This window comes from Methyloceanibacter sp. (assembly GCF_050999895.1).
In the GTDB taxonomy this organism is placed as follows: Bacteria; Pseudomonadota; Alphaproteobacteria; order Rhizobiales; family Methyloligellaceae; genus Methyloceanibacter.
Genome location: NZ_JBPCOU010000108.1, coordinates 31218 through 51999, shown reverse-complemented (window position 1 = coordinate 51999; position 20782 = coordinate 31218). Strand labels below are relative to the sequence as shown.

22 protein-coding genes and 1 pseudogene are annotated in these 20782 nt (G+C 62.7%); 10 read left to right on the top strand and 13 right to left on the bottom strand.

Annotation, left to right across the window (positions count from 1 at the left end):
• The first annotated feature begins 638 nt into the window (after positions 1 to 638).
• Positions 639 to 1562, top strand: a complete 924-nt coding sequence (locus ACR2J1_RS12055; protein ID WP_434019564.1) for an alpha/beta hydrolase — start codon at positions 639 to 641, stop codon at positions 1560 to 1562.
• Between the two features lie 80 nt (positions 1563 to 1642).
• On the opposite strand, the gene rpsU is transcribed toward ACR2J1_RS12055, so the two are convergent.
• The 4 genes from rpsU to ACR2J1_RS12035 all read right to left on the bottom strand — a co-directional run bounded on the left by rpsU (position 1643) and on the right by ACR2J1_RS12035 (position 3919).
• Positions 1643 to 1873: a 30S ribosomal protein S21 gene (gene rpsU, locus ACR2J1_RS12050; protein WP_434019563.1), complete on the bottom strand. Its 231-nt coding sequence runs from the start codon at positions 1871 to 1873 to the stop codon at positions 1643 to 1645.
• A gap of 161 nt (positions 1874 to 2034) precedes the next feature.
• Positions 2035 to 3117, bottom strand: coding sequence for a 5-(carboxyamino)imidazole ribonucleotide synthase (locus ACR2J1_RS12045; protein WP_434019562.1), 1083 nt, complete (start codon positions 3115 to 3117; stop codon positions 2035 to 2037).
• Positions 3110 to 3607, bottom strand: coding sequence for a 5-(carboxyamino)imidazole ribonucleotide mutase (purE, locus tag ACR2J1_RS12040; protein ID WP_434019561.1), 498 nt, complete (start codon positions 3605 to 3607; stop codon positions 3110 to 3112). The genes ACR2J1_RS12045 and purE overlap by 8 nt, the downstream gene beginning before the upstream one ends.
• A 105-nt stretch (positions 3608 to 3712) precedes the next feature.
• On the bottom strand, positions 3713 to 3919 hold the full coding sequence (locus ACR2J1_RS12035; protein ID WP_434019560.1) for a YdcH family protein: 207 nt from the start codon (positions 3917 to 3919) through the stop codon (positions 3713 to 3715).
• Between the two features lie 211 nt (positions 3920 to 4130).
• On the opposite strand from ACR2J1_RS12035, the gene ACR2J1_RS12030 reads away from it, so the two are divergent.
• Complete coding sequence (locus tag ACR2J1_RS12030) at positions 4131 to 4307, top strand: YdcH family protein (RefSeq protein WP_434019559.1); 177 nt, start codon at positions 4131 to 4133, stop codon at positions 4305 to 4307.
• Between the two features lie 229 nt (positions 4308 to 4536).
• Positions 4537 to 4893 (top strand): c-type cytochrome, encoded by a 357-nt coding sequence (locus ACR2J1_RS12025; protein WP_434019558.1) that lies wholly within the window; start codon positions 4537 to 4539, stop codon positions 4891 to 4893.
• Here ACR2J1_RS12025 and ACR2J1_RS12020 read toward each other — a convergent pair.
• On the bottom strand, positions 4890 to 5264 hold the full coding sequence (locus ACR2J1_RS12020; RefSeq protein ID WP_434019557.1) for an STAS/SEC14 domain-containing protein: 375 nt from the start codon (positions 5262 to 5264) through the stop codon (positions 4890 to 4892). The genes ACR2J1_RS12025 and ACR2J1_RS12020 overlap by 4 nt on opposite strands.
• A gap of 267 nt (positions 5265 to 5531) precedes the next feature.
• On the opposite strand from ACR2J1_RS12020, the gene ACR2J1_RS12015 reads away from it, so the two are divergent.
• The gene (locus ACR2J1_RS12015) at positions 5532 to 6518 is read left to right on the top strand and encodes an SH3 domain-containing protein (RefSeq protein ID WP_434019556.1); all 987 of its coding nucleotides are present in this window, start codon (positions 5532 to 5534) and stop codon (positions 6516 to 6518) included.
• A 43-nt stretch (positions 6519 to 6561) separates the two neighbouring features.
• Here the strand turns inward: ACR2J1_RS12015 and ACR2J1_RS12010 are convergent, their stop codons facing one another.
• From ACR2J1_RS12010 to ACR2J1_RS11995, 4 genes and pseudogenes are all read right to left on the bottom strand, one after another.
• Positions 6562 to 8445, bottom strand: coding sequence for a B12-binding domain-containing radical SAM protein (locus tag ACR2J1_RS12010; RefSeq protein ID WP_434019555.1), 1884 nt, complete (start codon positions 8443 to 8445; stop codon positions 6562 to 6564).
• Between the two features lie 218 nt (positions 8446 to 8663).
• A pseudogene (locus tag ACR2J1_RS12005) lies at positions 8664 to 9052 on the bottom strand (tautomerase family protein).
• 3 nt (positions 9053 to 9055) lie between these two features.
• Positions 9056 to 9448, bottom strand: coding sequence for a DUF1622 domain-containing protein (locus ACR2J1_RS12000; RefSeq protein WP_434019554.1), 393 nt, complete (start codon positions 9446 to 9448; stop codon positions 9056 to 9058).
• 433 nt (positions 9449 to 9881) lie between these two features.
• The gene (locus ACR2J1_RS11995) at positions 9882 to 10331 is read right to left on the bottom strand and encodes an alpha/beta hydrolase family protein (RefSeq protein WP_434019553.1); all 450 of its coding nucleotides are present in this window, start codon (positions 10329 to 10331) and stop codon (positions 9882 to 9884) included.
• Positions 10332 to 10691: 360 nt separating this feature from the next.
• Between ACR2J1_RS11995 and ACR2J1_RS11990 the strand changes: the two genes are divergently transcribed.
• Positions 10692 to 11111 (top strand): hypothetical protein, encoded by a 420-nt coding sequence (locus tag ACR2J1_RS11990; protein WP_434019552.1) that lies wholly within the window; start codon positions 10692 to 10694, stop codon positions 11109 to 11111.
• Between the two features lie 21 nt (positions 11112 to 11132).
• Here ACR2J1_RS11990 and ACR2J1_RS11985 read toward each other — a convergent pair whose 3' ends face one another.
• Positions 11133 to 12758, bottom strand: coding sequence for an acyl-CoA synthetase (locus ACR2J1_RS11985; protein WP_434019551.1), 1626 nt, complete (start codon positions 12756 to 12758; stop codon positions 11133 to 11135).
• Between the two features lie 255 nt (positions 12759 to 13013).
• The gene (locus tag ACR2J1_RS11980) at positions 13014 to 13781 is read right to left on the bottom strand and encodes a DUF1013 domain-containing protein (RefSeq protein ID WP_434019550.1); all 768 of its coding nucleotides are present in this window, start codon (positions 13779 to 13781) and stop codon (positions 13014 to 13016) included.
• Between the two features lie 262 nt (positions 13782 to 14043).
• Here ACR2J1_RS11980 and ACR2J1_RS11975 point away from each other — a divergent pair, with 262 nt between their 5' ends.
• Positions 14044 to 14331, top strand: a complete 288-nt coding sequence (locus ACR2J1_RS11975; protein WP_434019549.1) for a hypothetical protein — start codon at positions 14044 to 14046, stop codon at positions 14329 to 14331.
• A 160-nt stretch (positions 14332 to 14491) separates the two neighbouring features.
• The gene (locus ACR2J1_RS11970) at positions 14492 to 15271 is read left to right on the top strand and encodes an autotransporter outer membrane beta-barrel domain-containing protein (protein ID WP_434019567.1); all 780 of its coding nucleotides are present in this window, start codon (positions 14492 to 14494) and stop codon (positions 15269 to 15271) included.
• Here ACR2J1_RS11970 and ACR2J1_RS11965 read toward each other — a convergent pair.
• A complete protein-coding gene (locus ACR2J1_RS11965; protein WP_434019548.1) occupies positions 15266 to 16564 on the bottom strand; it encodes a pentapeptide repeat-containing protein in 1299 nt (432 codons plus the stop codon). The two genes, ACR2J1_RS11970 and ACR2J1_RS11965, sit on opposite strands and share 6 nt — an antisense overlap.
• Positions 16565 to 16918: 354 nt before the next feature.
• Between ACR2J1_RS11965 and ACR2J1_RS11960 the strand changes: the two genes are divergently transcribed.
• Positions 16919 to 18700, top strand: a complete 1782-nt coding sequence (locus ACR2J1_RS11960) for an SLC13 family permease (protein ID WP_434019547.1) — start codon at positions 16919 to 16921, stop codon at positions 18698 to 18700.
• On the opposite strand, the gene ACR2J1_RS11955 is transcribed toward ACR2J1_RS11960, so the two are convergent.
• Entirely contained in the window at positions 18697 to 19704 is a 1008-nt protein-coding gene (locus tag ACR2J1_RS11955; protein ID WP_434019546.1) for an NAD(P)H-quinone oxidoreductase, read from the bottom strand. The genes ACR2J1_RS11960 and ACR2J1_RS11955 overlap by 4 nt on opposite strands.
• Positions 19705 to 19780: 76 nt before the next feature.
• On the opposite strand from ACR2J1_RS11955, the gene ACR2J1_RS11950 reads away from it, so the two are divergent.
• Both ACR2J1_RS11950 and ACR2J1_RS11945 read left to right on the top strand, forming a co-directional pair.
• Positions 19781 to 19969, top strand: coding sequence for a DUF1192 domain-containing protein (locus tag ACR2J1_RS11950; RefSeq protein ID WP_434019545.1), 189 nt, complete (start codon positions 19781 to 19783; stop codon positions 19967 to 19969).
• 275 nt (positions 19970 to 20244) lie between these two features.
• On the top strand, positions 20245 to 20781 hold the full coding sequence (locus ACR2J1_RS11945) for a DUF1465 family protein (protein ID WP_434019544.1): 537 nt from the start codon (positions 20245 to 20247) through the stop codon (positions 20779 to 20781).
• The last annotated feature ends 1 nt before the right edge of the window (position 20782 follow it).

The following is a 20782-nucleotide window of genomic DNA, read 5'->3' as shown; positions in this document are numbered from 1 at the left end:
ACACCATGATGGTGCTGGGCGACGCCAAGAAGATGACCGAAGCGATCGTGAAGGGCCTCTAGCTCCCCCTGGCAAGTTGCCGCAGCGCCGCCTGGCAGGGGTCCTCCCCGACCGGGTAGTGACGGGCGCGTCTTCAAACTGATATTAAAGAAAATGAGGTAATCTGCGGGTCTATTGCCGTTATGGGCCGTTTCGTCGCTATTTTGAGAGTGAATTGAGGGGTGCGGCATGGGGATTGCGTCCCATATAGGGGTAATTGGGGAGAGCCCGCCACATCATGCGCACATTTGGGCTGTTGATGGCCCGGCCCGAAGATACCTCGGCCCTGCAGCCGATCCCACCGAGGCGACGGGCAATTCCCACAGGCTTGGTGTGCGGGAGCAAAGCCGAGACGTATGCGTTAACTGCCCAGAGGGGTGCGGCCAACAGGAGAAGAGCGACGCTAGCACCCTTGCAGGCAACGTTTTCAACGGTCGTCACGAGCAGGCAGATTGCGTTTCCTTCTAAATTCCCCAGCAAAAGTTAGTAGAGTACGGGGGCTTATCTGTAGAACCGCGTCATTCAAGCGCCGTTTATAAAGATTAGGGTAGACAGATTGCAGCCCGGACCCAGAAGTATCGAAAGGTAACGCTGAGCCCATGTTGAACCTTCTGCTCGCCCTTATCGGCAGTTACGTGATCGTCTGTTTCGCTGCTCGCATACTGCATCGCAATTTCGTCTACATGCCGGATCGCATGCGCGTCGCGCCGAAGGATGCCGGCCTTCCGGGCGTGCAGGAGGTGGAGCTATCCGCCGCCGACGGGACCAAATTGATCGCATGGCATCTGCCTCCGCGCGGGCCGAAGCCGACCATGCTCTATTTCATGGGCAATGCGGGCAATGTCGCCCACCGCGCCGGCAAGATCGCGACCATCGCTGCCGACGGCTATGGCATGCTCATGCTCAATTATCGCCGGTTCGGCGGTTCGCGCGGCTTCCCTAGCGAGAGAAAGAACGTTGCCGACGCCGCGGCGGCCTACGACTATCTGCGCGGCCTCGGCCTCGGCGCCAAGGACATTGTCGCCTATGGCGAGTCGCTCGGCACCGGTGTCGCCACGCAGCTTGCTTTGACCCGCGAACTGAAGGCGCTGGTGCTTGAGTCCCCCTTCATGTCCATCGCCGATGTGGGACAGAAGGCATGGCCGTTTCTGCCGCTGCGATTTGTCGTGGGCGACAATTACCGCACCATCGACTGCATCGGCGCAGTCGATGTGCCGCTCCTCATCGTTCACGGCGCGCGCGACAGCATGATCCCCGTGGCGCAAGGACGGCGCGTCTACAACGAGGCCAACAATCCCAAGAAGCTGGCGATCCTGCCGAGAGCCGGTCACAACGACCTCTTCGAGCATGGCGCCTGGGACAAGGTGTATGAGTTCGTCGAAGATCTACAGCCGAAGCGCGGCCGGCCCGAACTGGAGCTCGTCGAAGGCGATGTCGCGTTGCGCAGCTATGGCGGCGACGCGGCGGCTTTCGAGGCGGAAGAAATACGTCCGCGCGCAAAGCGGCCGCTCAGGGTCGGCTGACGAATTGAGATTGCTGGATTTAAACGCGAAAGGCCCCCACTCGGGCCCCTGATTTTTGGCGCTTAGCGTCTTAAAGGAGCTTAGCGGGGCGGCCGCGGCTTGGCGACGATACCGCTCTCGCGCTGAGCCTTTTTGCGGGCCAGCTTGCGGGCGCGGCGAATGGCTTCAGCCTTTTCGCGGGCGCGCTTCTCCGAGGGCTTCTCGTAGTAATTGCGCAGCTTCATCTCGCGGAAGATGCCTTCACGCTGCATCTTCTTTTTCAGCGCCCGAAGGGCCTGATCGACATTGTTATCGCGGACGACGACTTGCACGCGCAGAGTTCTCCAGTTTTGCGATTGGCCGTTGTAAGGGAAGGATGCGTGGCCAAAGCTAGCCCCGACCGGAAGGTCAAAGCTTCGCATCCGGGCTTGCTCTAACAGAAGCCCCGGTCGTTGTCCAGACGCCGGGCGTATTGGCGGCTCTCCGCAGCCGATCAGGTTTTGGGATAAAGCCGGATAAAATGGCCCATCTTGCGGCCGGGCCGCGCTTCTTCCTTGCCGTAGAGGTGAAGGCTCGTACCTTCGGCGGAAGCAAAGTCCCGCCACCTGTCCGCATCCGCGCCGATGATATTGGCCATCACCGCATCGCTATGGCGGGAGGTCTCGCCCAAGGGCCAGCCCGCAATGGCGCGGATATGGTTCTCGAATTGGCTCACGAGGCAGGCGTCGAGGGTCCAGTGACCCGAATTGTGGACGCGCGGCGCGATCTCATTGACGACAAGGGCGGATCCATCGCCCATGCGCTGAAACATCTCCACGCAGATCACCCCGACATAGGACAACGCGTTGGCGATCTTGCCCGCGATCTTCCGTGCCTCGAACACGCAGGTTGCGGAGATGGGTGCCGGGACGCGGCTCCTGGCGAGGATGCCATCCTGATGCACATTCTCACTCGGATCGTAAAAATGAAGCGTCCCGTCCTGTGCGCGCACGGCGACCACCGAGATCTCGCGCTCAAATAGCACCACACCTTCGAGCACCGCCGGCACGTGGCCGATGCTGTCCAAGGCCGCTTCCGCCTCGCTTTGGCTGCGGATCATCACCTGGCCCTTGCCGTCATAGCCGAAGCGACGCGTTTTCAAGAGAGCGGGAAAACCGATTCCGGGCAGCGCGGCCTGGAGTTCCCGCACGCTGCCGATCGGGGCGAAGGGCGCGACCGCAATGCCGAGCTCTTGGAGGAAGTCCTTCTCGGCGAGCCTATCCTGCGCCACGGCGAAGGCGCGGGGCGGCGGAAACACAGGGGCGTTGCGTCCGGCGGCCTCGAGTGCAGCCGTCGGCACGTTCTCGAACTCGCAGGTGACAACGTCCACGGCGCCCGCGAATTTGAGAAGCGCGTCGGCATCGTTGTAGCCGGCCACGGTGCGCGCCGCGGCGACGGCGAAGGCGGGCGGGTCGGGCTCGTCGGAGTAAATATGGATCTTCAGACCGAGCCGAGAGGCCGCCACCGCGAGCATGCGGCCGAGCTGTCCGCCGCCCAGAATGCCGATGGTGCTGCCGGGCGGCAGGGCCTCACGCATTCGTTTCCAGTACCTCCGGCACGCCCGCGGTCAGCGCTGCGCGCCAGGCCATGACCCGAGAGGCGAGGGCAGGATCGGAGAGCGCCAGAATCTGCGCTGCGAGCAGTCCCGCGTTGGTGGCGCCGGGCTCGCCGATGGCGAGGGTTCCGACCGGCACGCCGGCCGGCATCTGCGCAATCGAAAGCAGACTGTCGAGGCCTTTCAGCGCGCGACTCTCGATGGGCACGCCGAGCACCGGCAATTCCGTCATCGCGGCCGTCATGCCGGGAAGGTGCGCCGCGCCTCCGGCGCCGGCGATGATGATCTTCAGCCCGCGCTCGGCCGCTTCGCTCGCATACGTATAGAGCCGCTTCGGCGTGCGATGCGCGGACACGACGCGGGTTTCGTAAGGCACGCCCAACGCATCCAAAACGTCCGCGGCCAACTTCAGCGTCGGCCAGTCGGAACGGCTTCCCATAATGATGCCGACGCTCGGTCTCTGCTTGCTCATGGGGAAGGGTCCAGGCCGGAAAGCGCGGGATTATAGGGACGCACCCTTGCTTGGCAAGGAAAGTCGCGGATTTTCGGGGCCTCGCCGCGGTCGCAAAACGCTCCTTCAGGCAATAATGTCGGGGAGAAGCTGATCCTCGATGCGCGAGATCTCGTCCTTGAGAAACAGCTTCTTCTTTTTAAGCCGCTTCAACTGCAAGGCGTCGGCGCGGCCGGATTCTTCCAGCGCATTGATGGCGCTGTCGAGGTCGCGATGCTCCTGCTTGCGCCTCGTCAAGGTCGTCCGGAGTTCGCGAATGTCCTCGCTCTCCATCGGACGTCCCTTGCTCCCTTGCCCCTGGGACGGGGCGGAGTATCGCGGCGAACTTTGCGGCACGCAAGTGCCACGGGCGGCGACAGCTTACGCCTGCGTCCCGTCACAGAGAGAAATCAAGAGTGACGCGGAAGCGCATGGCGGCCATTAGACAAATCGCCGGCGATTTGTCACTATCGTTGGTTCCAGACCACTGACATGGAGGTCCGCTATGGCGCTTGACGCACACCTCGTGGAGTTGTCCGAGAGGCACCGCGCGTTAGATCGGAAAATCGAAGAAGAGTTGGCGCGGCCAACGGCCGACGACCTCAAGATCGCGGAATTGAAGCGTCAAAAATTGCGTCTGAAGGATGAAATAGAGCGAATCAGATGCGAGCTGACTCACTAGGTCAGCCGAAGGAGACCTCGGGGACCGCTAAGGCCCGCTGATTGGAGCGGAGGGGCAGTTTTATAGGCCGCAGCGCGCATGATCATGCGCTCCGCGGCCTTTCGTTTGCCGCAGAGGTCCAGCATTTATTCGCATCAAGAGCCGCACCCGGCAATTTCTGCTACGTCCTTGTGACGCGTGAGTTGCCCCATGGTCCTGCCGAATGTCAGCCAGTGCTGGGAGGAGAACGATGAGAGCCACTGCGACGGTGGTTCTCGCTGCGCTTGCCATGCTGGGCCTCTCGGCGATGGATGCGAGCGCCGTTGAAAAGGGCATGGGGGACAAGGGCGAAGCGCTTTTGCGCGAGAATTGCTCGCGCTGCCATGCGATCGGCGAGGAGGGCGCGAGCCCGCATAAGGAGGCCCCTCCCTTCCGCACCCTTTCCAGCCATTACCCGATTGAAGACCTCGCCGAATCGCTTGCCGAAGGCATTGTCTCCGGCCATCCCGATATGCCGATCTTCGTCTTCAGCCCCACGGACGTGGAGGCGATCATCGAATATCTGCAATCGGTCCAGGTTGAGCAGCGCAAGGAGCCACGCCGCTAGTCGACGGCGCCTTCCGGCCACATCAGCCAATCGCGCGCCGCCTCCAATTCATGTGGAGGGAAATGCTCGACCTCGCAGCGCATGAAGGGCGCGACGAGCGCTGACCAGAGATTGCGGATTTCCGGACTTGAGACCACCGCGACACGGCTGAAGTCCTGCAAGTGGCGGAGGCTGAACTTGATGTCGTGCCAGAAGGCGCCGGCATCCATGCCCTCGAAATCGCGGACGACTTCGAGCACGCGGACTGTGCCGTGGCGGGTGATGAAGGCTTCGAGCTTGCCCGCGACTTTGTCGAACTCCTCGGTGGACACGCGCCCGCCGATTACGATCTCGACGGCCTGAGCATTGTCATATTCCTTGTAGGAGAGCATGCGGGCTTCCGGGAAACAGGCTGACGGGTAGGGATGAGCGCGACGCAGCCACCATCCTAGCCAAGCGACGCGTCCCCGCCTAGTGCGGCTCCACGGGGCGGGTAAGGCTTTGCATGCGGCTCGCGGCGCTTTAGTCTGGCTTCGATAAGTCCCTCGACGGGGCGCACATTCACGCGGCGTTAAACGGTGCCTGTTCATAAACAAGTTTGGGACGACTTGCCGCCGCATTCTGTTTCTAAGGCTTAAAGCAATGTCGGGAAGAGCAGCATGAAGAGGCTGATCACAGCATTGTTGGTCGTGTTCGCGGCCGTGTGCGTGGTGATTGCCTTCGTGGTCTCTCCTGTCGAGGCTCCGCAAACCGCCTCCAAGGCCACCAAGCTCGCCTACGAGATTTCCACCACCGATCGGCCGACGAGTGCCGCCCCGAGCGATGCTGCCACCCCCTCAGCGGAAGTGGCGAGCCCGGAGCGCGAGCAGCCCGACCCCACGACCACCGCTGCGGTGGATCCGCAAGAGCGGAGTTGGGACCCCGTGGTCCAAGGCGAGCCGGGGCACCCGGATGGCACGCAACCCGACGCCGGCCAGGTTCCCGACATGCCTCCGGCTTCGGGGCAGGCGCCTGACGCCGATCAGACTGACGCGGCGGCGTCGCCGCTCCCCTGGAGTAGGCAGCACCCGCAAGGTTATAGCGCAGAGCAGAATCAGGGACCCGAAGGCCAGCCTGCGCCGGGATATGAGGGCCAACCGCCGCAAGGCTATGTCGGCCAGCAGTCGGAAGGCTATGAGGGCCCGCCGCCGCAAGGATATCAGGGGCAGCCTCCGCAAGGTTATGAGGCCCAGCCTGCGCAAGGATACGAAGGCCAGCCGCCGCAAGGCTATGAAGGCCAGCAACAGTCGCAGGACGACTGGCCGCAGGATCAGCAGCAGCAAGAGCAATGGGTAAGGCTGGTCGGGACGGCCTCCATGCATGCCAATCCGGCAGACGAAGCCGCGATGCTGTTTGCCTTCCCAGCCGGACGGACGCTGCGCGTGGTCTCGCAGAGCGACGGCTGGGTGCAGGTCACCGACCCGCAAAGCGCCGCGACGGGCTGGATCAGGGCCGAGTATCTCCAGGCGAGCTTCGGAAACGGCCAGAATCAGGCCTATGACCAGCAGGCCTACGAAGAGCCGCAGCCGACACGGCAGGGCTGGCTGCGGCGCAATGGCGGTGGCTTCGCCGACATGATCGAGCGGGCCTTCGGCGGCGGCAACTAGCGTTCGGCTAGAGCGACCGCTTCAACGACATTCCGACAGGCAATCAGGCGGTGGGTGAGATCTCGACGCGGTCGTCATGGCGATCGTGGGCATGACCGTGATGATCGTGCGCATGTTCGGCATCGCCGTGATCGCGATGGCCGTTCTTCCCATTGCCATGCGCCGGGCGCCCTGCGACACGCAGCTCGCGCTCGACAGCCACGCGGGCGGCGTCGTTCTGCGTGTAAAGGTCCATATGGTCGGTATCGTCGTCGGCTTCGGCCGTCAGGGCGCCGTCCATATAATATCCCGCGTGCGGATCGGCCTCGATCTTGCGCATGATGCGCGATATGTACCGCCAGCGCTGTTGCAGCGCAAAGGCCTTGCGGGCGATGTCGGCCGCGTATTTGGCGTAGAAGGTGACGGGCGATTCGATCGGCAGGCCGGAACGCCGGTCGCCACGGTGCTTGATGCGAAAGATCCCCCATTGCAGGGGATGCAAACCCTCCACCGGGACCGCACTCGAAAACCAGAACAGCACCGTGCGGAGCGAGCGCAGGTTGATGCCGCAGGCATAGGCGCGGCGCACGATCGTCTCGATATGCTCGTCGGTGTAATAAAGGCCCCACGCCTCCTGGTAGATGCCCGACCACTCTTCGGCCGTCATCTTCGGGTGGGCGGTGACGACGTGCTCGACATCGTATTTGTTCATGTCGGGGTCCATCCAGACCCCCTTCTCGTAAAGCACCTTGTGGTCCTCGGACCCGGGTAGCGGCGTGAGGACGAAAAACTCGATCATGTCGAGCGGCAGCTCTTTCTTGATGATCTCGAGGTCGTGGCGGATCGACTCCGGCGTGTCGTTCTCGAAGCCGAGAATGTAGCCGGCATACGTCATGATGCCGACCCGCTTCCACTCGAGCAGCATTTTGCGATATTCGGTGATCTTGTTCTGCCGCTTCTTGGCGGCGATCAGGTTCGCGGGGTTGATGTTCTCAAGCCCGATAAACACGCGCGTGACGCCGGCGCGCTTCGATTTGTCGATGAAGTTCGGGATGCGGTGGCAAAGCGTATCGACCTGGATGCAGAAGCGGATGTCCAAGCCATCCTCTTCGCGCAGCTTGATGATGCGGTCGTAGATCGCTTCCCAATCCTTGTTGCGGGCGAAATTGTCGTCGGTGATGAAGAAGCGGTTCACGCCCTGCTCGTAGTTCCAGCGCAGAATCTTCTCGACGCTGTCTGGCGAGCGGTAGCGCGACTTCCGTCCCTGCACGTTGATGATGGTGCAGAAGGAGCATTGGAAGGGGCAGCCGCGGCCGGCATCGAAGCTCGTCAGATTGCCGATCGTCCGTTGCACGAAGTGCTTCGGCAGGAAGGGGGGAGATGCGATGTCGCCGATATCGGGCAGGTGCTTCATATGGTCGTAGAGGGGGCGAAGCTCGCCGCGCGCGGCGTCGAGGATCACTTCGTCGAGACCTTCCTCGGCCTCGCCCGCGTAAATGGAAATGCCCAGTGCCTGGGCCGCCTTGATGTCGGCGGGCAGCTCCTTGAGCATGGAGAGGCAGCCTGAGACGTGGAAGCCGCCGATCATCACCTGCACGCCGGCTTCGCGCAGAGAGCGCGCAATATCGACGGCGCGGGGGAATTCGTTGGATTGCACGCCGATAATGCCGACGAAACCGAGCCCGCCATTCTCCTTGATCTTCCGGGCGATCTCGCGCGTGCGGACGCGGGTATTGGTCTCGTCCATGGCGGTGACGTCGATTGGAATGTCGGGCCCGAGAAGTTGCAGCTTCGCGGCGCCGAGCGCGAGGCTGTAGACGGCGGCGAGCGAGTTCGACGGCATGGTCGAACGCACCCATTGCACGACGTAACCGTCACTGTCGTAATGAGATGGCTTGATCAGAATGATCTGGAATCGCTTTTCGCGCGCGCGCTTCGTTCCGATCATCCCTCAGACCCCCGGAGAGGCGTACTCGCGCGAAAGGCTCTTTGGCCCTCAAGCGCATGCACCTCTGGTTAAACCCCTGACTCCGGCTCGTCGTAAGATCCGGCGCCGGAATGCGCGTACCCCGAAGCCCGTCGGTACGCAAAGCCAAGTGGTTAACTTGGACTGAACCACATAAAGCCGCAGGCGTCCAACGCTAGAACTGTTGCAAAAATGCCGTTTTAGAGGTCGCCGGTCAAAAATTGGGCGCGGCCCACGCCGAAGGACCAATCCTCGTCGCTGTTCTCCACAAGGCAGATGACTACGTCTGATGGCGAGATGCCGCAATCCCGCTCCAGATGCTCGCAAACGAGGCGATAAAAGTTTTCCTTCGCCTCGCGGCCGCGCCAGCGCGTGATGACCTGGAGGACCACGACCTTGTCCGTGCGCGGGATGCCGAGGCCGTGTCCTCGACGATCATGCGCGTTGGGGGATGCTCGTGCACGATCTGATAGCGGTCGCGCTCCGGCACCTTAAACGCCGCGAGCATGGCGGCGTGAAGCGCATCGAGCAGTGCTTTCAGCCCGGCATCGGTCCGGCCTTCGATTAGGTCGATGCGGAGAAGAGGCATGCCTCAGTCCTGGCGCGTCGTGGTCGATGGCGGCTGCTGAAGCGGCGCGTCGAAGGACGCGATGTCCTTCGCCAGGAAGTAATTGAGCATGGTGCGGATGGTGGCGATTACGGCAAGCTTGAAGATGTCTTCCCAAGTCGGCGCAACCGCCGTGCGCACGATGTCCGCGGCGAGAGCGAATTCCAGCGCGAGCAGGATCCAAGTGGCGAAGCGGAGCCAGATCTGGCGACCCGCCGTCTCGCTCGCCGAACCCATGAAGATCGATGCGACCACGCCGGAAAAGGACTGGATTGCGCCGAAGCTTACGACGAGAACGGCGCCGCATTCGATCACCAGCGCAACATAACTCGCGAGCAGGTTGAACTGCGCCTCGAGCGGAATGGATTCGCCCCCCATCCTTCAGATCTTGGCCAGATGAAGTCTAACCGCAAGCGGGAATTGTCGTCATCCTCAGCGCGGCGCTGGTGCCGCGGCTTCGGGTGGGGGAAGGTTGCTGTTGAAGAAATCCACAAGCTCCGTCGCGATCTCGGCATGAATGGCGGCGCGATCGATGCCTGGAGCATCAGTGCAGGACTCAGGATAGCGCTCGGCAAGCTCGGACGGGCAGGGCGCGATAAAGATGAATGGTCGCCGGGCACGCTCGTCACGTCCAGGTCGTTGGTGAGCAATGCGGCTACGTGGTCGGCGTTCCAATCATTGCGCACGAAATGATCGTCGCGCGCGCGATTCGCAACGGAATGCTGATGCCGGAGAGGCCTTTCGCATCGAAGAGAATGCCGGCTGGCGCATCACGACGGCAGCTTGATGCGGGGTCGGGCGGCGGGAGTTCTCAGCCGGGGCGCGTGATGCGGGGCGGCACCCAACTGCCATCTGCGGGGCAGAGCTCGTAGTCCTCGGGATGCTCCTTGCAATGCACGCCCCATAACGCGTAGTCGGGCCGGCCACCGATCGTGGTCAGCGTCGTGTAGCCGCCGGCGGAATAGCCGATCATGCCGATGCGGTTTGCGTCGATGCTGGTTTTGAGGCGCGGGTCGGCAAGCACGGCATCGAGCGTCTGCTTCACCTGCCAGGGGCGTCCGGTGAGCTGCACGTCGCTGCCGCGGCCGCCAACATCATCCAAACTGTCGCCCGCGTGCTTGATCGCAGCGACGATGAAGCCGTGAGGGGAGAGATATGTCGACCTGTCGCGGTGGTGAAATTGATCCGCACCGCTGCCGTGGGAGAGGACAATCAAGGGAAAGCGTCCCGGCGCCGGAGCTGCGTCCCGTGCGGCACTCATCGCATATGGGCCGACCGTCCAGTCCGTCTCCTTGGCGAGCGTCGGGTACCAGACGCCGACGGGAAAAAAAAGGGGGGGTCGCCCGCGACCGTCAGCGCCATGAAGCCAGCACGAAATGACGTCTCGGCAGCAGGAGCTGCAAGCGGCCAGAGCAGCAGAGCGCCGAGCGCGCGGAGACCTAAGCGCATGGTCTTCGATGCGGCGAGATGGAGTTTTTTTCAACCTCGAAGTGAGATTGAGTTAATCGCGGTAACAGAGTTGTGAATGCGAAGGTTTGCTCCGCCGAGGGCTTGCGCATTGCGCGAGCTCATTTGAGTGGTGGTCGAGGCCGAAGCGACCGCCATCACAGGAGGACTTCCCATGCGACTTCATTTCGCTTTCGCCGTTGCCTTCGCTTCGCTTGGTCTCGTCTGGGGCGTGACGCCCGCCTCGGCTGTGAACGCCGGATCGACGGCCATCCCGCTCAGTGAGGATGCCGCGCCCTCAGATCTCATCGACGTGCATGGCGGCATTGCAGCCAGAGATGGGCGCCTGAGTGGGGCTGGCATCGCCATCGCGGCGCCTGTAACGGCTATGGGTTCGGTTACGGTTACGGCTGGTTGGGACCCGGTTACGGCCATCACCGCGGTGGGAAATATTGCCGGCACCACGACGGCAAGAACTACGAGCATCACGGCGGCGGTGGGAAGCATCACGGTGGCGGCGGTGGCAAGCATAAAGGCGGCGGTGGCAAGCACCACGGCGGCGGTGGCGGCAAGCACGGCAAACATTAGCGTTTGAGCCAGCGACAGGCGAAGGAGGTCAGACCTCCTTCGCCATATCCCGCAGCCTGAATTTCTGGATCTTCCCGGTCGAGGTTTTGGGCAGTTCGACGAAGACGACGTGGCGCGGGCACTTGAAACGCGCGAGCTTGCCCTTGCACCATTTTATCAGTTCTTCTTCCGTGATTTTGGAGCCGGGACGCGTCTCGACGAAGGCGCAAGGCGTCTCACCCCATTTCGGATCGGGCTTGGCGACGACGGCGGCTGCCGCCACGTCGGGGTGCTTGTAAAGCACGTCCTCGACCTCTATGGAGGAGATGTTCTCCCCGCCGGAAATGATGATGTCTTTGGAGCGGTCCTTGAGCTGGATGTAGCCGTCGGGGTGCATCACGCCGAGATCGCCGGAATGGAACCAGCCGCCGGCGAAGGCTTCCTCCGTCGCGCGGCCATTCTTGAGATAGCCCTTCATCACGATATTTCCGCGAAACATGACCTCGCCCAGCGTGTCGCCGTCTTCCGGCACCTTCTCCATGGTTTCCGGGTCCATGACGGTCAGATCTTCGAGCGCGTGATAGCGCACGCCCTGGCGGATGCGCTTTTTGACGCGGTCTTCGTTTGGCAACTCGTCCCAGGCCGCGTGCCACTCGTTCAGCGTGGCGGGACCGTAGGTCTCGGTCAGGCCGTAGAGGTGGGTCAGCTCGAAACCGGCCTCGTCCATCTTGGCGAGCACGGCGCCGGGCGGAGGCGCCGCGGCGTGGCTGAAGGCGACGCGTTGATTGAAGCTCCGCCGCTCATCGTCGCCCGCGCTCAAAAGACAGGCCATGACAAAGGGCGCGCCGGAAAGATGGGTGACGCCGTGCTCAGCGATGGCCGCAAACATGGGCTGCGCGCGGACGGCCCGCAGACAGACGTGGGTTCCCGCAACGAGGCTGAGCGACCAGGGAAAGCACCAGCCGTTGCAGTGAAACATCGGCAGTGTCCAGAGATAGACCGGATGCGGCCCCATGGTCGTGGCGAGGGTGTTGGCATAGCACATGAGCGCCGCACCGCGGTGATGATAGACGACGCCTTTCGGGTTGCCGGTGGTGCCGCTCGTATAGTTGAGCGAGATCGCGTTCCACTCATCGGTCGGCATTTGCCAGGCATAGTCGGCGTCGCCGTCTGCGAGAAACTTCCAATAGTCCATGGTCCCCAGACGCTCGCCGCCGATGCCGCATTGCGTGTCCTCGTAATCGATCAGGAGCGGCTTCACCGTCGCAAGCGCAAGCGCCTCCTTGAGGACGGACGCGAACTCCGTATCGGCGATGAGCACTTTCGTGTCGGCGTGATCGAGCATGAATGCGATCGCCGGCGCGTCGAGGCGGGTGTTGAAGCAATGGAGCACCGCGCCGGTCATCGGCACGCCGTAATGCGCTTCGAGCATGGGCGGAGAGTTGGCAAGCATTACCGACACGGTGTCGCCAACACCGATACCGCGCGCGGCAAGCGCCGAGGCGAGGCGGCGGGACCGATCGTAGAATTCGCGATAGGTGAAACGCTGCGCCCCGTGAACGACCGCGACGTGGTCTGGATGCACGCTCGCCGCGCGTTGGAGGAAGACGAGCGGAGTCAGCGGCTGATAGTTGGCCGCGTTCTTATCGAGGCCTTCATTATAGGGGTTGGCCATTTCCCTCGCCTTGGGCTGTTCTTGTGCTGCGTTTCCTTGTCGCAGCCTAGCCAAGGCGAGAGGCAATGATCAATCGATCTTCCTGCTGGAGAAGTAGGCGAGCGCCGGCCGACGAACGCTGCCAGCACCACGGTGAGGAAGAGAATATCGACCGAACTCACCGTTGCACCTCCCAATTTGGAAGGCGCACCATGGCGGGCGGGGTCGCGGGACAGTTTGATCCCGATCAAATGCGGCAGCGAACTGGGTAAACCTCTATTCAGAGGCAGTGTCGTTGCGCTTCAAGTCCTTGAGCTTGGCGAACACGGAGGCAGCGTCCGGGACCGGCTCGTCTTCTTCGTCCTCGTGATGCATCGCTTCGCGGGCCTCCTTCGCCAGCGTCGTGGCGATCGGCGCCTCAGGCGGCGGGGGCGGCGTGGCGATGCTTTCTTCAGTGGGCATCAAGGTGCCGGCCTTCGGAGCCTCGACAATGCCGGAGTCCTTCCGCTCACGCTCAAGCCGCGCGGCGGCCTTCTTCACCTCGGCATCGAGATCGGTTTGGGAGCAGAGCCCGAGCGTGACGGGGTCCTGCGCCACCAGATTCGGTGAATTCCAGTGGCTGCGCTCGCGGACGGCGAGGATGGTCGGCTTGGTCGTGCCGACAAGGCGCATGATCTGGGAGTCCTTGACCTCGGGGTGGTTCTTCAAGAGCCAAAGGATGGCGTTCGGACGGTCCTGGCGGCGCGACACCGGCGTATAGCGGGGCCCCCGCTTGGTCTTCACCTCGGGCATCTCCACCTTGGGCTCAGAGAGCTTCAGACGGTGGGAGGTGTCCTTCTCGGCGTCGGCGATCTCCTCGCGGCTCAACTGGCCGCTCGAAATCGGATCCATGCCCTTGATGCCATGGGCCACGTCGCCATCGGCGATGCCCTTCACCTCGAGCATGTGCAGGCCGCAGAACTCCGCGATCTGCTCGAAGGTGAGGGATGTGTTGTCGACCAACCACACGGCGGTGGCTTTCGGCATGAGTGGAATACGTAGCATGGGTTTTTTCGAAACCTTGTGAAGCTAGAGGCGGTCTCCCGCCCTCTCTGGTGAAAGAGCCAACCAACTCGAATGCAGGGAATAGGGGCATATATAGGGGTTGATCCCTTCTCAGGCAAACACTTAGCCGGGTTTTGCCCCTTTCTCATGGCATTTTCCGGAACTTGGGGGGTACACTCCTCGTTATGCCCCCGGAAGAGCAGCGCGGCGCGGCAGCGAAGTCTGAGGTTTTTTCGACGGCTCGTCGTAGCCGCGTCGTTGGGTGGTCGCCTCGTCGGCGTTCCTTGCCGCCACGCCGGCACAGGCGCAGGTCATCGACCTCGATGTCCTCGGCGGCGGTCAGCCGCTCGATCTGTCTCTCCTGACACTTGACCTCGATCTCATCGAGACGCTCGACGCCGCGCTCAACCCTGCCGCCTCCGCCCTCATCAATTGCGTGCCGTCGGCTTGCATTACCTTTGTGGAGTCGCTGGCGGCGCAACGGTCAACTCGCAACAAGTCGTTGCAACCGCACTCACATCCGCGTCGCTGCAAACCACGCAGCAAGTGACGGACTTCGCGCTGTCGAGCACGCTCTTGAACGCTTCGGTGTCGGCCTTCGGGACAGCGACGACGACGCGGAGCATCACGCCCACGGTCGCGACATTTGGCATTTCCGGGGTGTCGCATACATCGCATGACGGTTTTTTGGCGACCGCCGCGGCACGCGGATCGGGCGCACGCCGGAGTTCGACAGCCTCGATGTTGGCGGCACGCTCGGCATGCGTTTCGATGCATCGAAAGCGCTCGGCCTGCCGAAGGACACCTTGACCTTGGGCGCTTTCGGGAACTATACGAACTCCGAGATCGATCTTCTCCTGCGCGAGCTCGGCTTCAGGCACACCGGCGATGCGTCGCTGGATAGCGGTTCGGCCGGGGGCTATGCTCTCTTGACCGATGGACGCTTTTACGGGCTTGGACTGGCATCGGGGCAGTTCGGCGACGCGTCGGTGCGGAATGCGCTGTCCGATGCACACGCCAATTTTGACACGTCCGGATTTGCGTCCTCGTTGGCGGGAGGCGTCGTGCTTCCTGCCTGGTCCAGCAGCAAGGTCGATCTCAGAGCGGGTCTCAACTATTTCGACATCAGGACGGACCGGCACACCGACAGCGCCGGCCTGACATTCGGCGAAGGGCACGTCGAGGCCTTTTCCGGGACACTTTCGGTCCGCCTGTTCAATACGCTCGTCTATGGACGGACCGTGGTTCAGCCCTTCGTTCAGGCCGGCGTCGACCACCGCTTCGACTACAACAACGACATCCGGGTCGAGGGCGTGAACTTTTCCTTCGAGGAGGACCCGACGACCGTGTTCGGCCGGGTGGGAATGGACTTCGAGATCGATCAGTCCGTCCAAGGCCTATCTCTCCGTGCGCGGCGATCACAACGAGGACTACGATGCGATCGCCGGCCAGGTCGGGCTGACCTTCAAACTAAATTGAAGGCTCTATAATCCGCCCGCGAGCAGATCGGACACGACGCGCCGAACAATCTCCTGCGCATCCTTCTGCGTGAGTGACCGTGCGCGGTTGTCCGCCTTGGACCTCGACCCCTGCGAATATTGGCCCTGTCTCCGTGATGGCTCTGGCGTCGGGCGGCTCGCGTTGAGGCTAGGCTTCCGCAGCGGCAGAGGGGGAATGTCCTCCGCATGAAGCGAGGCTTCTATTTCGTCGGGTGCGGTTGCTTGTGGCAATGAAGCAATGGCGGGTGGCGACAGGGCCGACATGTCGCTTGGCGCATCGGGGGTCGCACTTGGTTCGACTGGCGCCGCTTGCCCGTCTTCGATGGGCGGAATCGGCGCCCCGCCGGTGGATGCGGCCTCCTCGCGAGCGTCGGAGGCGGGCGCAGCGCTAGATGATTCAGCTTTCGGTTCTTCAGGAGCGGCCAAACCCTGCTGGCTTTCCGAACCGTGGCCCGGCCTCGCGGTCAAGTCGGGCGTTGTCCCATGCCGCCTCTCGATCTCTGGGGGCGAGGGAGGTTCGGGCTGCTCGTCCGGACCCGGGTCGATGGCAGACGTTTGCGTTTCCGGATCCCTAACTTCGGGGGCGATCGCCTCCCGTGACGGCGCGGGCTCAGCCTCGGTTTCTATTTCCTTGGCCGGGGGCACCGCTGACGGTTCGACCCTAGCGCTCTCGCGCGATCCCAGTTCTTTCGGCGGAGACGCGGGCTTCGACGGCGCGCCGATATGGGTTCCCTCTTCGCGCTTCTGCGACAGACTGTTGCTCTCCGCGTCGAACCAGCCAATGCCGCCAAGGATCAGCACAGCGCCAATGGACATGGCGGCCGCCAGCGGCCGTTTGTCATTGCGGAAATCCTGCGGAGCTTGCCTCGCGGGCTCTGTCGAATGTTCAGCCGCTTTTTTCTCGATGGGGGCGCGGTTGCGCGTCTCTGCCGTCTGTGCCGTGGGCCATCGCGCGGGGCGTGCAAGGTTGGGCGGCAGAACGGTGGCATTGCTGCCGAGGCTGGCGTCGACCTGCTCCTGCGTCAGGTTTCGCGCGTGCAGCAGACTTGCGCCGGAGAGATTGGCGCGTCTGAGATTGGCGCCGGCGAAATCCGCGTGATCGAGGGCCGCGTTGGTAAGATCCGCGCCGCTCAAATTGGCGCGATCCAGCCGGGCATGCGTGAAATCGGCGTAGCTTGCACACGCGGCTTCGAGGTCTGCATCGGAGAGAGTCGCAAAGCGGAGACCGGCCTCGTTCAGGCGGGCGCCGGTCAGGTTTATGGGACCCCCGTTGATGTGTCCCATCTGGCGCTCACTCAGCTTCAGAGCGATACCAGATAAATCCGGAATTGTGGCAGGGTTCTCGGCGCGCCAAGCGTTCCACGCTCGTGGGCCGCTCCGCAGGACATTGACGTGTCTCTGATCGGGCAAAACTGAACTCGCTTACGCTTACAAAGCCGCTTTTTATGCTTAACAATACACCAGAATGGGCCGTCAATCCTAGCTAAAATCGGCATTCGTCTCTCTGGTCATCCCCCGGTGGGTCGATCGAACGCGGCGACAATTCAGCGCCCTGCAACCGAGTATTTTCCCTGTGGACGGCAATTCCGCCTTTGCCCCACACTGGAAGAAGCGGGGGCAAAAGGCGGCGGGGATTACTTGGCGAATTTCATCGAGCAGCACCAAGCCGCCATTGCGATTCTGATCCTGGCGTCGACGTTTGCCGCCTTTCTCCTGGAGCGTTTTCCACCGGCTGTCGTCGCTATCGCCGGTGCATCGACATTCCTTGTCATCGGGCTGATCGACACCAAAGACGTGATGGCGGTGTTCTCCAACAGCGCTCCCATCACCATTGCGGCCATGTTCGTGCTGTCCGGGGCCCTCGTGCGGACGGGCACTCTGGATGCAGCAGCGTCGTGGATCACCTCGCGCGCGGTGGATCGGCCCATAAACGCGCTTGCGCTCTTCCTCCTCGCTACGATCGTGGCCTCCGCCTTCATGAACAATACGCCGGTTGTCATGGTGCTGATCCCGATCGCGGTGCGCCTCGCCCGCACGGTCGGCATGGCCCCGACCCAGCTTCTCATCCCGCTATCCTATGCCGCCATTCTCGGCGGCACCTGCACGTTGATAGGCACCTCTACCAATCTCCTGGTCGATGGCGTCGCACGCAACCAAGGCATACCGGCCTTCTCGATCTTCGAGATCACGCCGGTCGGAGTCGTCGTGGCGGCTGTCGGCTCGGTGACCATGCTAATCCTGGCACGATACCTTCTGCCGGCCCGAATGGCGGCAACAGAGCTTATCGACGAGGAGGGTAAGGTCTACTTTCTCACGGAGCTCACGGTCTCCGACGATGCGGCCTTCATCGGCAAGGCGCTGAAGAACGTGAAAGAAGTGAACCGTCCCGGTATCCGCCTTATTGGCTTGCAGCGGAACGGGGAATCCAAGCGCGACGGCATCCTGGATCTCAAGCTTCAGGGCGGCGATCGCATCGTCATCCTCGCAACGATGCAAGAGGTCTTGACGCTGCATGGTGAGCGCGGCTTCGAGATTCTTGGCGTAGAGCCGGTGGAGGGTGACCAAAGACAGGTGCTCGTGGAGGCCGTGCTGGCGCCGGGCAGGGGGGCGTCGTTTCGTACCGTAAGCGAATTGCGCCTCGGCCGCTTCGGCGTGCGGCTGCTCGGTATCAGCCGCCACCGCTACCTACCAGGCTTCGATCTCGGTTCAGTGAGGCTCCGCGCCGCCGATCGCCTCTTGCTCGAAGGCACCCCGGAAGGACTGGCGGCGGCTGCCGAGGAAACCGATCTCATCAACGTTACGCAGCCCCGGTCGCGCAGCTACCGGCGGCGCAAGGCACCCATCGCCATCGCCGCCCTTGCCGGGGTCGTTCTGCTCGCTGCTTTGAATGTCATGCCGATCGAGGGCCTGGCAGTGCTGGCCGTCGCCGTCATTCTGATCTTGCGCTGCATCGACGCCGAGGAAGCTTGGGCATCGATCGACGGCAGCATTCTGGTCCTGATCTTCGCCATGCTCGCGATCGGAACCGGCATGGAGAAAAGCGGCGCCATCCATGCCATCGTCGATGGCATGGAACCGCTGCTGGGCGGAGGCAGCCCCTTCCTGCTGCTCGTGACCCTTTATTTTTTGGCTGTCGGACTCACGGAACTGATCACCAACAACGCGGTCGCCGTCGTTCTAACGCCCATTGCCATTGGCTTGGCCGAAGGCTTGGGTGTCGACTCGCGCCCGCTTCTCGTCGCGGTGATGATGGGAGCGAGCGCAAGCTTTGCCACGCCGATCGGCTATCAGACAAACACCATGGTCTACGCTTCCGGGAACTATAGGTTCGCGGACTTTTTGCGGATCGGCTTGCCCATGAATCTGATCGTCGGCCTCGCCACCTGTGCCGCGATCTCGGTGTTGATGCCCTTCAACTAAGGGCGTGACGAGCCCACCACCAGCACGATCTTGCCGATATGGTCCAGGTCGTCGATGCGCCGATGCGCGCCGATCGCATCTCTCAGGTTGAAGCTTGAATCGATCACAGGCTTGAGCCGGCCCTCAGCGATGAGCGGCCAGATCCGCTGCTCGATCGCCTTGGCCATGCGCGCCTTGACCTCAGGCGTCTGCGCCCGCAGCGTCGAGCCGGTGAGGGTGAGGCGGCGCATCATCAACCGCATCAGGTCGATCTCGACCTTGGACCCCGTTAGGAATGCGATCTGCACGATGCGCCCCTCGAGGGCCGCCGCGCGAAGATTGCGCTCGATATAATCGCCCCCCACCATGTCGAGGATGACGTCGGCGCCGTGGCCTTGGGTGACCTCGCGGACGATCTCGACGAAGTCTTCTTCGTGATAATTGATCGCGCGGACGGCACCCAGAGCCCCGCAGTCCTTGACCTTCGCTTCGCTGCCGACGGTCGCAAGAACGCGGGCGCCGAGCGCGCTCGCCATCTGGATCGCGGTCGTGCCGATACCGCTCGCGCCGCCATGCACCAGCAGCCATTCGCCTGGCATGAGGCCGCCGCGCTCGAAGAGATTGTGCCAGACGGTGAACACCGTCTCGGGCAAAGAGGCGGCCTCGGTGAAAGACAGGCCTTGCGGTAACGGAAGGGTGGTGGCCTCGGGCGCGACCGCGAACTCGGCGTAGCCGCCGCCATTGACCAGCGCACACACCGCGTCGCCCTCTTTAAAGCGCGTGGCGGCTTCGCCGCGGGCGACGACGGTGCCTGCGACTTCGAGCCCGAGCAGGTCCGAGGCGCCTTTCGGCGGCGGATAGAGGCCCTGGCGCTGGAGCACGTCGGGCCGGTTGATGCCGGCGGCCTTGACCGCAATGAGGACCTCCCCGGCTCCCGGCGTCGGCACCGGCCGCGTCGCCAGCGCAAGCACCTCAGGCCCACCGCTTTCGGCCGCTTCAATGACGGTCATCGTCTCTGGAAGCATGAAATTCCTCCCATCTCTCACACCAAATGTCCGGCGTGACGTTAGAGAAGCGCGCGGCACGATGCTAGGATGAGGGATGGATATCGAAGACCTCCAGCCGAAAAAGGCGAAGGCGCATGTGGTGGGCGCAGATCTCAGCACGCTTTCGGTGGCTGAGCTCAGGGCTCTGACCGAGACGCTGCAAGCGGAGATCGCCCGGATTGAAGTTGCGCTGGATGAAAAGCAGTCGTCGAAGAATGCCGCCGAAGCAGCTTTCAAGCGCTGAGGTAAAATTCGGCGCCAACCATTCCTTTAGGTAAACCGCAGCTTAGCGTTAACTCGTTCTTAGCGTTTCACCGCTACTTTGAGCGTCATCCAGTCCTCTGGATCTGAGTGGCCTGTCCACTCTGTTTGACGCCTCCCTGTTGACTTCCTGAGCCGCCGCATGGCGGCTCTTTTTTTGCCTGATTCAGTGGTTTAACCTTTGCGCTCGAAGCTGGCTGACGCGACGTTCGTAAACGTTAGTATGCCGCCGGCTAGCGCGTACGAGGGGAGTAGCCGATGGCGGGGCGTTCTAAGAGCGGAGACCGTGAGAATGTCACGGTCTCATTCGGGGCGAGATTCGCGCAGTCTGAGCAATTCAGGTCCGTGTTTCGGAAAGGTATGGCCCTTGTCGAGGCCGCGGCGACCTATCTCGACGGCGACGGACGCAAGGAAGCCCGGAAGCTCCGCCCGCCGCACTCCCTTGCTTACGCCACCGAGAGCATGCGCTTAACGACGCGGCTGATGCAGCTCGCCTCCTGGCTTCTGATCCGCCGCGCCGTGAGCGAAGGCGAACTGACGCCCGAGCAGGCCGTCGAGGAGCAGCGCAAGATCAAGTTGCCGGGGGCAGGCAGCGATCAGCCCAGCAAGGAATTCGAAGCGCTGCCGGATCGCTTGCGCGAGTTGATCCAGCAAAGTCTGAAGCTGCAAGAGCGGGTCATCCGCCTCGATCATATGCTCGGGCTCAATAGGTTGCCGCTTACGGCACAGCTCGAGCATCCGCTGCAGACGCAGCTCTCGCGGCTACGCGCGGCCTTCGGCTCCGACGCCGACTAAA

Bases quoted from the DNA above. Each gene is read 5' to 3' on its own strand.
- ACR2J1_RS12055 (WP_434019564.1), top strand. From the start codon at position 639: ATGTTGAACCTTCTGCTCGCCCTTATCGGCAGTTACGTGATCGTCTGT.
- ACR2J1_RS12045 (WP_434019562.1), bottom strand. From the start codon at position 3,117: ATGCGTGAGGCCCTGCCGCCCGGCAGCACCATCGGCATTCTGGGCGGC.
- purE (WP_434019561.1), bottom strand. From the start codon at position 3,607: ATGAGCAAGCAGAGACCGAGCGTCGGCATCATTATGGGAAGCCGTTCC.
- ACR2J1_RS12035 (WP_434019560.1), bottom strand. From the start codon at position 3,919: ATGGAGAGCGAGGACATTCGCGAACTCCGGACGACCTTGACGAGGCGC.
- ACR2J1_RS12030 (WP_434019559.1), top strand. From the start codon at position 4,131: ATGGCGCTTGACGCACACCTCGTGGAGTTGTCCGAGAGGCACCGCGCG.
- ACR2J1_RS12025 (WP_434019558.1), top strand. From the start codon at position 4,537: ATGAGAGCCACTGCGACGGTGGTTCTCGCTGCGCTTGCCATGCTGGGC.
- ACR2J1_RS12020 (WP_434019557.1), bottom strand. From the start codon at position 5,264: ATGCTCTCCTACAAGGAATATGACAATGCTCAGGCCGTCGAGATCGTA.
- ACR2J1_RS12015 (WP_434019556.1), top strand. From the start codon at position 5,532: ATGAAGAGGCTGATCACAGCATTGTTGGTCGTGTTCGCGGCCGTGTGC.
- ACR2J1_RS12010 (WP_434019555.1), bottom strand. From the start codon at position 8,445: ATGATCGGAACGAAGCGCGCGCGCGAAAAGCGATTCCAGATCATTCTG.
- ACR2J1_RS12000 (WP_434019554.1), bottom strand. From the start codon at position 9,448: ATGGGGGGCGAATCCATTCCGCTCGAGGCGCAGTTCAACCTGCTCGCG.
- ACR2J1_RS11995 (WP_434019553.1), bottom strand. From the start codon at position 10,331: ATGAGTGCCGCACGGGACGCAGCTCCGGCGCCGGGACGCTTTCCCTTG.
- ACR2J1_RS11990 (WP_434019552.1), top strand. From the start codon at position 10,692: ATGCGACTTCATTTCGCTTTCGCCGTTGCCTTCGCTTCGCTTGGTCTC.
- ACR2J1_RS11985 (WP_434019551.1), bottom strand. From the start codon at position 12,758: ATGGCCAACCCCTATAATGAAGGCCTCGATAAGAACGCGGCCAACTAT.
- ACR2J1_RS11980 (WP_434019550.1), bottom strand. From the start codon at position 13,781: ATGCTACGTATTCCACTCATGCCGAAAGCCACCGCCGTGTGGTTGGTC.
- ACR2J1_RS11965 (WP_434019548.1), bottom strand. From the start codon at position 16,564: ATGGGACACATCAACGGGGGTCCCATAAACCTGACCGGCGCCCGCCTG.
- ACR2J1_RS11955 (WP_434019546.1), bottom strand. From the start codon at position 19,704: ATGCTTCCAGAGACGATGACCGTCATTGAAGCGGCCGAAAGCGGTGGG.
- ACR2J1_RS11950 (WP_434019545.1), top strand. From the start codon at position 19,781: ATGGATATCGAAGACCTCCAGCCGAAAAAGGCGAAGGCGCATGTGGTG.
- ACR2J1_RS11945 (WP_434019544.1), top strand. From the start codon at position 20,245: ATGGCGGGGCGTTCTAAGAGCGGAGACCGTGAGAATGTCACGGTCTCA.